At 48.3% G+C, this 13927-nt stretch carries 12 protein-coding genes; 4 read left to right on the top strand and 8 right to left on the bottom strand.

The window, feature by feature from the left end; genetic code table 11:
- Nucleotides 1–249 precede the first annotated feature (249 nt).
- From DFR28_RS00595 to dbpA, 3 genes are all read right to left on the bottom strand, one after another.
- Nucleotides 250–669, bottom strand: a complete 420-nt coding sequence (locus tag DFR28_RS00595; RefSeq protein ID WP_113952365.1) for a MerC domain-containing protein — start codon at nt 667–669, stop codon at nt 250–252.
- Nucleotides 670–833: 164 nt separating this feature from the next.
- Nucleotides 834–1169, bottom strand: a complete 336-nt coding sequence (locus DFR28_RS00590; RefSeq protein WP_113952364.1) for a putative signal transducing protein — start codon at nt 1167–1169, stop codon at nt 834–836.
- 11 nt (nt 1170–1180) lie between these two features.
- Entirely contained in the window at nt 1181–2563 is a 1383-nt protein-coding gene (gene dbpA, locus DFR28_RS00585) for an ATP-dependent RNA helicase DbpA (RefSeq protein WP_113952363.1), read from the bottom strand.
- Nucleotides 2564–2801: 238 nt separating this feature from the next.
- Between dbpA and DFR28_RS00580 the strand changes: the two genes are divergently transcribed.
- Complete coding sequence (locus DFR28_RS00580) at nt 2802–3056, top strand: DUF2164 domain-containing protein (RefSeq protein WP_113952362.1); 255 nt, start codon at nt 2802–2804, stop codon at nt 3054–3056.
- A 63-nt stretch (nt 3057–3119) separates the two neighbouring features.
- Here the strand turns inward: DFR28_RS00580 and DFR28_RS00575 are convergent, their stop codons facing one another.
- The 5 genes from DFR28_RS00575 to DFR28_RS00555 all read right to left on the bottom strand — a co-directional run bounded on the left by DFR28_RS00575 (nt 3120) and on the right by DFR28_RS00555 (nt 10033).
- Nucleotides 3120–4331, bottom strand: coding sequence for an SGNH/GDSL hydrolase family protein (locus DFR28_RS00575; protein ID WP_170131916.1), 1212 nt, complete (start codon nt 4329–4331; stop codon nt 3120–3122).
- Between the two features lie 245 nt (nt 4332–4576).
- A complete protein-coding gene (locus DFR28_RS00570; RefSeq protein WP_113952360.1) occupies nt 4577–5629 on the bottom strand; it encodes a 2-oxoacid:ferredoxin oxidoreductase subunit beta in 1053 nt (350 codons plus the stop codon).
- Between the two features lie 9 nt (nt 5630–5638).
- Nucleotides 5639–7510, bottom strand: a complete 1872-nt coding sequence (locus tag DFR28_RS00565; protein ID WP_211316796.1) for a 2-oxoacid:acceptor oxidoreductase subunit alpha — start codon at nt 7508–7510, stop codon at nt 5639–5641.
- Nucleotides 7507–9345, bottom strand: coding sequence for an FAD-dependent oxidoreductase (locus DFR28_RS00560; protein ID WP_113952359.1), 1839 nt, complete (start codon nt 9343–9345; stop codon nt 7507–7509). Before DFR28_RS00560 ends, DFR28_RS00565 begins: the two co-directional genes overlap by 4 nt.
- A gap of 157 nt (nt 9346–9502) precedes the next feature.
- A complete protein-coding gene (locus DFR28_RS00555) occupies nt 9503–10033 on the bottom strand; it encodes a DUF6231 family protein (RefSeq protein WP_113952358.1) in 531 nt (176 codons plus the stop codon).
- 218 nt (nt 10034–10251) lie between these two features.
- Here DFR28_RS00555 and parC point away from each other — a divergent pair, with 218 nt between their 5' ends.
- The 3 genes from parC (at nt 10252) to DFR28_RS00540 (ending at nt 13922) form a co-directional block, all read left to right on the top strand.
- On the top strand, nt 10252–12516 hold the full coding sequence (parC, locus tag DFR28_RS00550; RefSeq protein ID WP_113952357.1) for a DNA topoisomerase IV subunit A: 2265 nt from the start codon (nt 10252–10254) through the stop codon (nt 12514–12516).
- Between the two features lie 74 nt (nt 12517–12590).
- Nucleotides 12591–13523: a transaldolase gene (gene tal, locus DFR28_RS00545; RefSeq protein WP_113952356.1), complete on the top strand. Its 933-nt coding sequence runs from the start codon at nt 12591–12593 to the stop codon at nt 13521–13523.
- Between the two features lie 54 nt (nt 13524–13577).
- Nucleotides 13578–13922 (top strand): VanZ family protein, encoded by a 345-nt coding sequence (locus DFR28_RS00540; RefSeq protein ID WP_342773263.1) that lies wholly within the window; start codon nt 13578–13580, stop codon nt 13920–13922.
- The last annotated feature ends 5 nt before the right edge of the window (nt 13923–13927 follow it).

Here is a 13927-nt window from a genome sequence, read left to right as displayed (position 1 = left end):
GCTTTAAGCATGACTAATCGTTAGAGCTTTGTGTTGGGCATAGTAACGCAGGGTCTAGATCAACCCGTTCACATTTTGCGAGTTGCTAGTGACATCTGTGCGGCCACTGCTATTTAGCTATCAGCGCCATTAGCCGATAACAGCCATCAACGTTAAGTTGTGACTATAGCGCCTCTGTAGGGCGCGAGCAATTCGAGGGACTATTGGTGACGAAAGTTAGCTCGGTTGACCGAGTACAACGCCACTCAATCAGTGGTGATGCTGTGTTTCGCAGCGTGACGATGCGCAGGTGATTGACTGGCAAGCTCGGTAGTTGAGGAAATGAGAGCATGCTAGCACTAAGCCGCCCAAGGTTGTTACCCATTTCTCGCCGGTAAGCCCGAACCAGCTGTGACCAAACGTGGCGACCGCAATAAGAATGGCCATGCCAGCGCCGCCGGTTATTACAATTGACCAGCGACGGTGTTTACGACATCCAAGAAAGAGTCCCACCACACTGGTCGGAATCACTAGCCAAAGCAGTAGTTGGTGAAATAATACTTCTTCAACCGTAACACTGAGTGACACGATTGGTAGCAAGGTGATTAGAATTGGCGCGACCAAGCAGTGCACGAGACAGATGCCTGACAGGAAAATGGCAAGTTTGTCTAACGATGTGGATTTAAGCATGCTGGCAACTATTATGATTCGGGTGTAATGTAATAGTATAACAAATAGTGGTGTGAAATTGCCAGCATAGATTCGCAACTCGATTTTAGTGGCTCAAGTACTGATGTAATAAGTTGTCAGCCGAGTCCCTAATGTGCTCTTTTTCTGGAGGCTTTATAGCTTCTTTATAGTCTGGAAGCGCCAACCAGCATTAACATGGCGAGCATTCCCAGTACAAAGCCGAAGATAAAAAAGCTAAGCCGCCCGCTTGGTTTACGCAGAGTTTCTTGCTCGTTTGGGTCGACCGGTAGCTGCATAGATTCCCACTCATTAATGAGCGCTTGCGCTTCAGGGAGATCGTTTTCGCTAACAATTACTCGCACCATTCCAATGGCTTGTAAATCGCCAATACCACCTTGTAAGTGCTCGCCAAGTACTTCGGCTGAGATACCGTCTTGGCCCAACAAGTTCTTAATCATGTGGGCTTCAATGCCGGACGATGCTTCGTAAACACATTGCATAGTGAGCTCGCTTAAACTAGGCGGCAACGAAACGACTTGCCCTTAATTTTGCCATCACTCAGTTTGCGCAGCGCAAGCTTAGCCACATCTCGTTCCACCGCAATGTAGGCCCAGTTATCCATAATCTGGATCTTGCCGAGTTGGGTCCCAGCAATGTCTTCGCCTTTGGTTAATGCGCCGACTAAGTCGCCCGGGCGAAGCTTCTGTTTCTTTCCGCCTTCGATTCGCAGCGTCGACATCTTGGGGCGGGCAGGAGATTGCGACAGAACCGCCATAGGCGGCAATTCACCGATGCTCAGTGATCGCCCCAGAACACCTTCCAATTTGCTTACTCGGAATTCTTCAGACGCTTGAAATAGCGAATAAGAATAACCTTTAGCCCCCGCTCGACCGGTGCGTCCAATACGGTGAGTGTAGACATCTAACTCTTTAGGTAGGTGGTAGTTAATCACCACATCCAATGACTCAATGTCTAAGCCGCGCGCAGCGACATCGGTGGCTACCAACACGTTGATGCTGCCATTGGCGAAGCGTAGCAATGTTTGGTCGCGATCTTTTTGCTCCATGTCGCCGTGTAAGGCCGAGGCACTAAAACCGCGACTCTTGAGTGAGCCTGCGACGCTTTGAGTGTCAGCCCGTGTATTGCAAAAAACCACCGTGGGTTGATTTTCCAACGGCATAAGTAAGCGCTGTAGTGCTTCAATGCGTTCTTTCTCATTGGCGACTTTGTAAAGTGTCTCGTCGATCCGTACGGTATCTTGGGTTGGTGCTACTTTAAGAAACTCGGCGTCAGTAGTAATACGCTTTGCGATAGATTCAATTTCAGGCGGGAAGGTGGCGCTGAACAGTAAGGTCTGGCGTTTGCGCGGAATCAGTTCGATAATCGCATCCAAGGTTTTTTGGAAACCCATATCTAACATACGATCGGCTTCATCGAGCACCAAGGTGTTGAGCGCTTCTAACGGTAGGCTGCCTTTGTTCAAGTGATCTTCGATACGACCCGGTGTGCCCACCACAATATGCACGCCCTTAGCCAAAGATTCGGTTTGCGCTTTGATCGGCGTGCCACCGTAAAGCGTTAGTAATTTAACATTCGGGATGCTCCGACCCAGACGACGAATTTCGCCTGACACCTGCTCGGCAAGTTCGCGCGTAGGGCACAATACCAAGGCTTGAACGGCGAACTGTGATACGTCTATTTTGTTAAGCAAACCGAGTCCAAATGCGGCGGTTTTGCCGGAGCCAGTTTGGCCCTGTGCAATCACGTCTTGGCCGACCAGAATGAATGGCAGACTCAAGGCTTGGATGGCGGTCATGGAATTAAACTCCAAAGACTCAAGGTTGCTCACCAAAGCGGGGTTTAGCTCTAGTGATGAAAAAGCATACTGGTTCATGATGGTGCGGTCGTAGATCGTAATAAACGCGTAGTGTAGCGGTTCTGCGGCAATAAAGCTGGTTTGTGAGACACAGACTTTTTATTCGCTTAAATTTTAGCCTAATAGAAATGTCAGCAAGATAATAGTACACACTCAAAGGTTTATAATTGGCAAGGTTAAAACCACCGAGTGGCAAGTTTGTAGTGAAATCTAATAGCGACATAAATCTTAAGTACAAATTTCAGAGTTAATCGACATGAAGCCAGTAGAATTTAGTAGTCAAGAAAAAGAAATCCTCGTAGCCAAAGTTAAACAATATTTTGCGGCCGAACTTAACCAAGATATAGGTCAGTTCGATGCCGAATTCTTGATCGACTTCTTTTCGTTGAATGTCGGTGGCTATTACTACAATCGAGGATTGTCAGATGCACAGCTAGCCATACGCAGCAAACTTGATGATATTGAAATGGAAATCGAGAGCCTTGAAAAAGTCACAGAGTTTGTAAAATGAGTCAATGCAGCACGTGCTATTGCTAAATAGGGCACGTGCGAATAATAGCTCTGTGTTTACAGCCTATTTGATAAACCCCTTTACAATGTCGGCGATGGCGCGTTGACCGGCCGGTGTCGGATGAAACGGTGCTTGGCTGTCACGATTAAGCCACAGCACACTTAAGCCGTAGGTCCAAGGGTCGTCACTGCACCAACGGTGGCCATCCATCACTTGCGAAATATCGGCAACTTGCACGCCAGGAATTCCGGTGAGTGTGTCTTTTATAACACGGTCGAGTGTGGCTTCTAGCGTGTTCAAGTAATCGACTTCGGCGCGATCAAGGTCTAATAAATCATGACAATCGATTGATTCAGATGCCGTAGGCAAGGGGTTGTGATAGGTGGTGAAGATTATATTCGGGACTTTCCCCGCCTGTTTTCCGGCCGTTTGGATGGCTGAGACCATATCTAGATAGTGCTTTCTTAAGGTGCCATTATTCACTAATTTCCAAAAATACTCTTGAATTGGTTTGCCTGGATTTTTTGCAGTACAGTAAGACGAAAATAGTGATCCGGTGTCGAGCTTTGCTTGTTTATGTTTTACATATGTTGCTTGGTCTGGGTACTTTTCTGTGAACTTCGCTTTAATGGTCGCTGATACGTCGACACTGTTAAAAATACGCTCAACCTCTTCGGCGTCCGCCAAGGTATAGCCGGTCGCACAGAATGTGACGATATCAACAAAATTCACATCATCGGCACCAAATGTAATAATTACTGTGTCAGGAGCTGCTTGTTTGTAGTCTGGGTTTAGCTGGCTGGGCGTGCCGAACTCGGCTGGACGGTAGATCTTGCCATTATATTCTCGTTGACCGACTAGCCCGTTCTGGTAAGTAGCGCCAGTACATGCGAATTTTGCGAGATTTGCGCCTAAGTCATTGGCAATTACATTGCCATAAGCCTGTGCGGAATCATGGCACAGTGGATAGGGAGGTTGCCAGATGGGGGCGTCAGTACCACCAATCCAGCGTGCCCCCAATAGACTAGTATTGTCATAGCGATAGCCATAATTTATGCCTTCTCCAGCCGCAACCGAGTCGCCCAAGACAACAATTGAATGTGGCGCAGCAGCCAGTTCTGCAGTCGTTTTTGGTGCTAGCTCAGGCGTGATGGTGGACGAAGCGGAGTCTGTGGCGGAGTCCGCGGTATTAGCCGGGGGCTGTTCGGCTTGGCTCGTCGTAAGGGACAACACACTAAGTAGTAGTATTAGGTTTAACTTCAAACGTTGATTCATCATGAGGCTCCTTGTTAGCGCGCTTGGCGTTTATCTAGCGGGGGAGGGCTTAAAGTTGAATAGCGTTTAATCCCAGTGAAGGTAACCACAGTAACAAAGACATGCAAAGCTACAAAGTCGACTTTCGTCCAATTTGTTGAGGAGTATGAAAATGCTTTATTTGCCCTCAGCCACAAAAGAGCCCTCAGCCACAAAAAAAGGAGCCTATTTGGCTCCTTTTTAGCTTCTTAATGTTCCAAAAGGATTTATCTTAAGCCTTCGTTGATCTCATCAAGTATTGATGCGCCAGGACACAGCACCGATTGCTCTAGTTTGTTCAGCGGTGTATCCGGAACATTTAGCATCTCGTGAAAATTCTCCGACTCAGGTTCAAGATAAATCAGTCCAGTGAGTAATTTATCGTTGGCTTTATGTTCATGAAGCACTTGGATGGCGTGTTGACGGTTAGTTGGGTCATAGTCGTCATCTAATTTACTCAAGCGTACCGAATCACCGTTGTGGAGTTCCACTTGCTGCGTGGAACCCTTGATTTGGTCCAGCGTTATTTCTTGAGCGTGTGGCACGAAATCAACCACGGCACCGGCTTGCACATGCTCTCGCGTGTAATCATAGCTTTTGGTTGAACCGGCGTGATTATTGAACGTTACGCAGGGCGATATCACATCGATTAAGGCAAAGCCTTTGTGGGACATGGCGGCTTTCAGCAGAGGCACTAACTGTTGTTTATCTCCAGAAAAGCTGCGAGCCACAAAGGTGGCGCCGAGCTCTAGCGCTAAGGCAACTAAGTCGATGGCCTCAAACGGGTTGATGGTGCCTTTTTTGCTTTTGGAGCCTTCGTCAGCAGTCGCTGAATCTTGACCCTTGGTTAATCCGTAGCAGCCATTGTTCTCAACAATGTAGCTCATATTTAGGTTGCGGCGAATGACATGAGCAAATTGCCCCATGCCGATCGATGCAGTGTCACCATCACCGGATACGCCGATGTACAGTAACTCACGGTTGGCGACGTTTGCACCGGTAGTTACCGACGGCATACGCCCGTGCACTGAGTTAAAGCCGTGGGCTTTATTCAGAAAATAGTTTGGTGACTTTGACGAGCATCCAATGCCGGACATTTTGGCGACTCGGTGCGGCTCAATATTGAGTCCCCACACGGCTTGAATAATTGCCGCGCTAATTGAGTCGTGGCCGCAGCCTGCACAGAGCGTGGAGATGCCACCTTCGTATGCACGCGAGGTTAAACCAAGGCTATTTTTGGGGGCTTCTGGATGTCGGAAAGTAGGTTTGAAAAAGCTCATGGTCGCGTCCTATTGTTGCGCGTCGTTCGCGGCCACAGAGGGTTGGCTGCTCGAGGTTTCTAAATGTGATTCGATGACCGAGCGCACCACGCGTGCGCTGATCGGGTCGCCGTTATAGTGCAGCACTGAGGTCAGCGATTTTGGATGTATTTCGAGTTCGTTTACTAATAACGATTTGAATTGCGCATCACGGTTTTGCTCAACCACAAAAATTTTGTCGTGACGTTCAATGAATTCAAGCACTTCGGCGTGGAATGGGAATGCGAGTACACGTAAGTCGTTAGCCGCATGGCCATCAGCTGTGAGTGTTTCTAACGCCTCTCGAGTCGCTTCATTGCTGGTGCCGAAATGAATTACACCAACTGAATTAGAGTCGTCACGTAAGGTTTCGATCGGCTTGGGAAGATACTGCGGTGCAGTGGCCCACTTAACTTCTAAGCGTTCCATGTTGCGCTGATACTCTTCTCCTTTTTCGGTGTACACCGCGTATTCATCGCGTGATGTACCGCGGGTAAAATAAGCGCCTTTTTCAGGGTGGGTTCCGGCCACCGTGCGGTAAGGAATACCGTCACCATCGACGTCGAGGTATCGACCAAAACGTCCCATATTGTCGAGATCTTCAGCGGACACGAGCTTGCCTCGGTCGTAGGATCTTGTGTCGTCCCACACAAGGTTGTCGCATATATGTTCGTTCATGCCGAGATCTAGATCAGTCAGCATAATCACTGGAGTCTGTAATCGTTCGGCGATATCAAAGGCGTCTGCGGTGAGTTCAAAGCACTCTTTGGGAGTGGCTGGAAATAGCAGAACCTGTTTGGTGTCGCCATGTGAGGCATACGCCGATATCAATATGTCGGACTGTTGAGTGCGGGTCGGCATGCCGGTCGATGGGCCAGTGCGTTGCACATCGATTAACACCGCAGGAATCTCAGCGAAATAGGCTAGACCCAAAAATTCTTGCATCAACGATACGCCCGGTCCACTGGTGGCAGTAAACGATCTCGCACCGTTCCAGTTGGCACCAATAACCATGCCGATAGCCGATAATTCATCTTCGGCTTGCACGATGGCAAAATTGTTTTTACCGGTTTCAGGGTCAATACGAAATCGCTTAGCGTATTTTTCAAACCCTTCGGCAACCGACGTTGATGGCGTGATTGGATACCAAGCACAGACCGTCGCACCGCCGTAAACCGCACCTAAGCCACATGCTGCATTGCCTTCTAGTAAGACTTTACCGTCATTTTTGTGACTGCGTTTTAATTGCAGCGGAAGTGGGTTGTCATAAACTTTCTTGGCTTCGTCAAAACCGAGTTGCAGCGCTTCTATGTTCGGTGGAATCAGTTTTGGTTTACGTTTGAACGTATCGTTAACGATGCTCTCTAAGGCTTCGAATTCGATGCCGATCAAATAGGCGAGTGAGCCCACATAGATAATGTTTTTGAACAATTGTTGCAAACGAGGATTACTAAACGCATTGTTAGTAATCTCGGTTAGCGGTAAGCCAATATAGTGGATGTCGTCGCGGATTAATTTGAAATCCAGCGGATAGGTGTTGTCGTAAAAGAAGTAACCACCAGGGCAGACACTATTTACGTCGTCGGCCATGCTTTGTGGATTGACCGAAACCATTAGTTCGACTTGGCCACCGCGTCGACCTAAGTAGCCTTGCTCGGAAATTCGAACCTCGTACCAAGTTGGCGCACCTTGGATATTTGACGGAAAGATATTGCGCGGACTCACCGGAATACCCATTCGAAAAATAGCTTTGGCAAACATGCTATTGGCACTGGCTGAACCGGAGCCATTCACGTTGGCGAACTTGACGACAAAATCATTCACCACGGGTTCCATAACCGGTGGCTTGTTTAACGGGCTCATGCGGCTTGCTCCTGTTTCGAACGCCCCTTGGTTTGTTCGACGAGAATCGGTGCGGGTTCATTACCAGCTTTAGTGACGGTATAAAGATACTTCTGCATGTCCCATGCGGATGTAGGGCAGCGTTCGGCACATAAACCGCAATGCAGGCAGACATCTTCGTCTTTGACCATGACTCGGCCAGTTGGCAGGTCTTCGGAGACGTAGAGATCTTGTTCTTTATTTAAACTGGGAGCGGTTAGTTTTGCGCGCAAGCCACCTTCTTCGGCATTCGGCGTAAAGGTAATGCAATTGGTCGGACAGATGTCGGTACACGCGTCACACTCAATACATTTTTCTTCTACGAAAACAGTTTGCACGTCGCAGTTCAAACAGCGTTCTGCTTCGGTGAAGGCCACTTCTGGTGAGAAACCAAGTTCGGACTCAATCTTACGGCTAGCCAAGGCTTGATCTACTGGAAGGTGGGCTGAAGCTTGACGGTCATCGTCAATCACTTGACTGTCGTATGCCCATTCATGGATACCCATTTTAGTGCTAACTAAATTTGTTCCGGGCGCTGGTCGTGCATCACGAACTGACTCGCCGTTTAGAAACAAGTCGATTGAAATCGCTGCTTGGTGACCATGGGCCACAGCAGTAATAATATTTTCCGGACCAAAGGCAGCGTCACCACCAAAGAACACTTTTTCGTTGGTCGACTGAAATGTTTGCTTGTTAACGACCGGCATGTCCCAGTCACCAAACTCAACACCAATGTCACGCTCAATCCATGGGAAGGCGTTGTCTTGGCCGATTGCCATAATCGCGTCTGTGCACTCAACGGTAACAATTTCACCGGTTTCTTTAATCGTGCGCTTGCCGTTTTCGTCGTAACTTGATTCCACCACGTTGAATGTCATGGCGACTAGTTTGCCGTCTTCAACAATAAACTCGCGCGGGCTGTGGTTAGCTAAAATTGGAATACCTTCGGCCAGCGTATCGTCTTTCTCCCATGGCGAGGCTTTCATCGCTTCGTAGGTCGAGCGTACCGTGACGGTGACTTCTTCACCACCGATACGTTTGGCCGTTCGGCAGCAATCCATAGCGGTATTACCACCGCCGACGATAATGACTTTTTTGCCAATGCTGTCTTGGTGTTCGAATGCTACGCTTTCGAGCCAGTTGATACCAATATGGACACTGGCATCGGCTTCTTCGCGGCCAGGGATGCGTAGGTCTTTACCTTTCGGTGCCCCAGTGCCGACAAACACTGCGTCGTATTGTTTGTCTAGAATTTCACGCAGACTCTCAACACGGGTATTGAATATTTTTGTTACGCCCATGTCCAAAACGTAGTCAACCTCTTGGTCGAGTACTTTTTCTGGTAGTCGGAACGATGGGATTTGGCTACGCATAAAACCGCCACCTTTGGCGTTTTCATCGTATAGATCAATCTCGTAACCAAGCGGCATCAGGTCGCGAGCGACAGTGAGTGAGGCTGGCCCGGCGCCAATCAAAGCTACTCGTTTGCCGTTTTTCTTAGCTGGAATGACCGGCATTCTGGCATCGATATTGGCATCGTCCTTGTAATCGGCCGCGACTCGCTTCAAACGACAAATAGCCACTGGCTCTTCGTCTACTCGACCACGTCGACACGCGGGCTCGCAAGGGCGGTCACAGGTACGTCCGAGGACGCCTGGAAATACATTGGATTCCCAGTTAACCATGTAGGCATCGCTATAACGACGCTGGCCAATTAAACGAATATATTCAGGAACGGGAGTGTGCGCAGGACACGCATACTGGCAATCGACTACTTTATGAAAGTATTCTGGATTGCTGATATCAGTAGCTTTCATTTAGCTATGTACTCAGTCTGTTTTGCGTTTGCTTAAAGCGGTGATCTTGCCAGAGATAAACTGCTTTCTGGCAAGAGGTTTTTCCGATGGTATCACGGCTTAGTTCATCCGTGCAGCGAAATTTTACAATCGTGTTACAGCGACCAATCATTAAACGTCACCAACGGTATTTGTCCCACATATTTGGGTTGGCCCAATTGTTGGGATTTAGCCAGTCAGGTGTCGATTTGTAATCGTCTATGTTGTACTTGAATAACCCTAATTGGCCATGCTCGGTTTGGTATTCGTTGACCTTTTTCAATGCAAAACTAAACAGCTCAGTGAGTTGCCAGGTCGGTGCCGACTGGTCGTTATCTGCAGTGCTATTGGCTAGTGGTAGACAGATGCAGTACTGCGGTGTCAGCACATCACGCAGCCGTGACAGCAGGCGAACCCCGGTCTGTTTAGGAATGTGTTCGAATAAATTAATCGCTACCGCGACATCGAAGCGTTCCTCTAAGCTAATGACTTGGTCAACTTGAGCGCTGTTAAAGTGGGTCAGTGTGCAAGCTTGTTGTAATAGGGCTTTTTGCTCGACGTAACAATTCAATAGGTCTGAGCTGACGTCGCCCAGCAATAGGATTGAACGTGGTTGCGCTTCATTAATGAGCGTTTCAATGTCAAACAGTGCGTGGTTGGGATAAGTCATGAGTTAGAAGCTAAAGTTCGGCTGCAGCTTGATTGTAGAGAAATCGGCTCCCTGTGTCGGGTTTTTTGCAGGTAAACCGCATTTTACCATTGCTGATTCGAGGCGCTTTGAGTAGTCTTTCCGTTTGCAAAATTGGGCCGAAATCTGTCTTGTTTTGCTGTCCGCCTCAATCACTCTTTACTCAATTTGAACAAGCAACGAGAATTACAAACGACTTCATGAGCGCACATTTGGAACAACAACCGCTGGCGGATTTTGCCGAGCAAGCGTACCTCAATTATTCGATGTACGTGATCCTCGACCGAGCACTGCCTTTCGTCGGCGATGGACTCAAACCGGTTCAACGACGCATTGTCTATGCGATGTCGGAATTAGGGTTACACAACGCCGCTAAATACAAAAAGTCCGCGAGAACCGTGGGCGACGTGTTAGGTAAATTTCATCCGCATGGTGACAGCGCTTGCTATGAAGCGATGGTGCTGATGGCACAGCCGTTCAGTTATCGTTATCCGCTAGTGGATGGGCAGGGTAACTGGGGCTCGACCGATGATCCGAAGTCCTTTGCCGCCATGCGTTACACCGAATCGCGGCTAGCACCGTATGCCCAGAGTTTGCTGTCTGAACTTGGGCAAGGTACCGCTGATTGGCAGCCCAACTTTGATGGCACCATGCAGGAGCCAACCAATCTCCCAGCCCGCTTGCCGAATATATTGTTGAACGGGGGATCTGGTATTGCGGTGGGTATGGCGACCGATATTCCGCCTCACAATATTCGCGAAGTGGTCGATGCCTGTGTGCATCTGATTGAGAACCCAAAGGCTACAGTCACCGATTTGTGTGAATTTGTACAAGCACCGGATTTTGCTACCGAAGCCGAAATCATTACCCCTCGTGCGCAGATTCTAGAGATGTACGAAACCGGCAATGGCTCGGTTCGGCAGCGTGCGCTGTACACCAAAGAAGATGGTAATGTAATTATCCATGCGTTGCCGTATCAAGCATCTGGTTCTAAGGTGTTGGAACAGATTGCCGCGCAGATGCAGGCTAAGAAGTTGCCAATGGTCAGCGATTTACGTGACGAGTCAGATCAAGATAATCCAATTCGACTGGTCGTCGTACCGCGCTCTAACCGGGTCGATATCGAAGCTTTGATGGGGCATTTATTTGCCACCACCGATTTAGAGAAAAGTTTCCGTGTTAATATGAACATGATCGGCCTAGATGGTCGACCACATGTTTACAGCTTGCGCGACACACTCAAGGAGTGGATAACGTTTCGTATTGAAACCGTGCGTCGACGTTTGCAATATCGTTTCGACAAAGTCTCTGACCGTCTACATATATTAGATGGCTTATTGGCAGCGTTTCTGAATATTGACGAAGTGATCGAAATTATTCGGAGCGAAGATAAGCCCAAGCCGGTGCTTATGGCGCGATTTGATCTTTCCGATCTTCAAGCCGAAGCAATTCTTGAGTTGAAGTTACGCCACCTTGCTAAGCTTGAAGAAATGAAAATTCGCGGTGAGCAAGAAGAGCTTAGAAAAGAGCGCGAAAGACTTGAATTGTTACTTAGTTCTGATGCACGTTTGAAAACGTTAGTAAAAAAAGAGCTGCGTGATGATGCCGAAGAGTTCGGTGATGCACGTCGCTCTCCGTTGGTTGAGCGTGGCGTTGCTAAGGCGATCGACGTTAGTGAGTTGGTACCAAGCGAAGCCATTACGGCGGTGCTGTCAGCACAAGGTTGGATTCGTGGTGCAAAAGGTCACGAGATTAATCCGCGTGAGTTAAATTACAAGTCTGGAGATAGCTTCGCTAGTGCCGCTCGCGGCAAATCTAACCAGATGTTGGTTGCATTAGATTCGACCGGTCGAACTTATGCGGTACCGTCCCACAAATTGCCGTCAGCGCGTGGTCAAGGGGAACCGCTTACTAGTAGCGTAACGCCACCACCTGGTGCGGTGTTTAAATCAATTATGATGGGGCCGGATAGCGACCAGTATGTAATGTTGAGTGATGCTGGTTACGGTTTTATTTGTGAAATCGAAAACATGCTAACCAAGAACAAAAAAGGCAAAGCAACATTGAGTGTGCCTAAGGGCGCACAAGCTCTGCCATCGCTGCCGATAGAGAGTATTGAACATAACTATATTGCAGTGGTCACTACAGCGGGTTACCTGACGATTTATCCGGTGAGTGAGCTTCCAGAACTGGCGAAGGGTAAGGGTGTTAAACTGATTAATATTCCGTCCAAACTGCTTAAAGAACGCGAAGAATATGTGCTCGGGGCAACTACCTTTAAGAAAGGTCAGCATGTTTTAGTGCATTCTGGTAAGCGCTATTTACGCTTAAAAGGCCAAGATCTTGATAGCTATATGGGGGAACGTGGTAAGCGCGGACGCAAGTTACCAAAAGGTTTTCAAGCAGTTAAGGCCATTACCACTGAGAAGGCATCCGCAACGCCGGATGAAATACAAATCGATTAGCGCTCCGTTTTACAAGCGAGCCCGCAATAAATTAACTTACTTTGACACACTCTGACCGAATACTGAGTAATCACATGAATAAATTACAGCAATTAAGAAATATGACCGTGGTCGTTGCCGACACTGGCGAGCTGCCAGCCATTGCCGAATACAAACCACAGGACGCAACCACTAACCCTTCCTTGTTATTAAAAGTAGCGCAGGACTCCGCTTACGCCGAAATCATTGAGCGTGCCGTGGCGAAAGCGAACGGTGATTTAAATGATGCTGTGGATAATTTTGGTGTAGATGTTGGCTGCGAAATTTTGAAGATTATTCCGGGCCGAGTGTCTACTGAAGTAGACGCACGCTTATCGTTTGATACGGCTGCAACGGTTGCAAAAGCGAAAAAACTGGTTGCTTTGTACCAACAACGCGGGGTCGAAAAGGATCGCATTCTGATTAAAATCGCCTCTACGTGGGAAGGTATTAAAGCCGCCGAGCAACTCGAAAAAGAAGGCATTAACTGTAATCTCACATTGTTATTTAGCTTTGCTCAAGCGGTTGCTTGTGCCGAAGCCGGTGTGTTTTTAGTGTCGCCATTTGTTGGGCGAATTATGGACTGGTATAAAGCCAATGGCGGTAAAGAACAGTATGAGCCGATGGAAGACCCCGGCGTTATTTCCGTTACGCGCATTTATAATTATTACAAGCAGCATGGCTACAAAACTATTGTGATGGGCGCGAGCTTTCGTAACACCGGTGAAATTGAAGCCTTAGCCGGCTGTGATTACTTAACTATTGGTCCGAACTATCTCGAGCAATTACGCAACGATGAAGGCGAGTTAGTGCAACGATTGTCGGCTGATGCCACTGGTGATGCGCAAGCTAAGCTGTCGTTGGACGAAGCCACGTTCCGCTGGATGCAAAACGACGACGCGATGGCGACTGAAAAATTAGCGCAGGGCATCAGAGCGTTTGCGGTTGACCAAGTCAAGCTCGAGCAATTGATTGCTCCTAAGCTGTAATTTTAAGGTGCTGACTTTGGTCTCAAAAACCGAGGTCAGCGCTGAATATCGGTGATGTTCTTGCTTACAGCTATTCGTCGTTACTGGCTGCCTTTGACGGTTATTCAATTGGTAGCCATTACCATTTTATCGTTGCTGCCGTTGCCGGAGTTGCCACCACTGCCCGGTAACGATAAGACTCATCATCTCATTGCTTACGCTAGCTTGATGTTGCCTGTTGCCTTTGTTCGACCTCGGCATTGGATGTTATTGGCAATGGGTTTTGTGGTTTGGAGTGGTGTGATCGAGCTGATTCAGCCGTCGGTTAATCGATACGGTGAATGGCTTGATCTGGTGGCGAATTCGATCGGTATTTTGCTGGGTTATCTGTTGGCGCTATTAATGCGACGGCTAGGCTAGCTAGC

The organism is Arenicella xantha, from assembly GCF_003315245.1.
Lineage (GTDB): Bacteria > Pseudomonadota > Gammaproteobacteria > Arenicellales > Arenicellaceae > Arenicella > Arenicella xantha.
Note: the sequence above shows the minus strand (reverse complement) of the source record. Positions and strands in the feature narration are given on the sequence as shown.

Excerpts from the sequence above, each read along its gene's own strand:
- DFR28_RS00575 (WP_170131916.1), bottom strand. The coding sequence starts at position 4,331 with ATGAATCAACGTTTGAAGTTAAACCTAATACTACTACTTAGTGTGTTG.
- DFR28_RS00560 (WP_113952359.1), bottom strand. The coding sequence starts at position 9,345 with ATGAAAGCTACTGATATCAGCAATCCAGAATACTTTCATAAAGTAGTC.
- DFR28_RS00590 (WP_113952364.1), bottom strand. The coding sequence starts at position 1,169 with ATGCAATGTGTTTACGAAGCATCGTCCGGCATTGAAGCCCACATGATT.
- DFR28_RS00570 (WP_113952360.1), bottom strand. The coding sequence starts at position 5,629 with ATGAGCTTTTTCAAACCTACTTTCCGACATCCAGAAGCCCCCAAAAAT.
- DFR28_RS00580 (WP_113952362.1), top strand. The coding sequence starts at position 2,802 with ATGAAGCCAGTAGAATTTAGTAGTCAAGAAAAAGAAATCCTCGTAGCC.
- DFR28_RS00565 (WP_211316796.1), bottom strand. The coding sequence starts at position 7,510 with ATGAGCCCGTTAAACAAGCCACCGGTTATGGAACCCGTGGTGAATGAT.
- dbpA (WP_113952363.1), bottom strand. The coding sequence starts at position 2,563 with ATGAACCAGTATGCTTTTTCATCACTAGAGCTAAACCCCGCTTTGGTG.
- tal (WP_113952356.1), top strand. The coding sequence starts at position 12,591 with ATGAATAAATTACAGCAATTAAGAAATATGACCGTGGTCGTTGCCGAC.
- DFR28_RS00555 (WP_113952358.1), bottom strand. The coding sequence starts at position 10,033 with ATGACTTATCCCAACCACGCACTGTTTGACATTGAAACGCTCATTAAT.
- parC (WP_113952357.1), top strand. The coding sequence starts at position 10,252 with ATGAGCGCACATTTGGAACAACAACCGCTGGCGGATTTTGCCGAGCAA.
- DFR28_RS00595 (WP_113952365.1), bottom strand. The coding sequence starts at position 669 with ATGCTTAAATCCACATCGTTAGACAAACTTGCCATTTTCCTGTCAGGC.
- DFR28_RS00540 (WP_342773263.1), top strand. The coding sequence starts at position 13,578 with ATGTTCTTGCTTACAGCTATTCGTCGTTACTGGCTGCCTTTGACGGTT.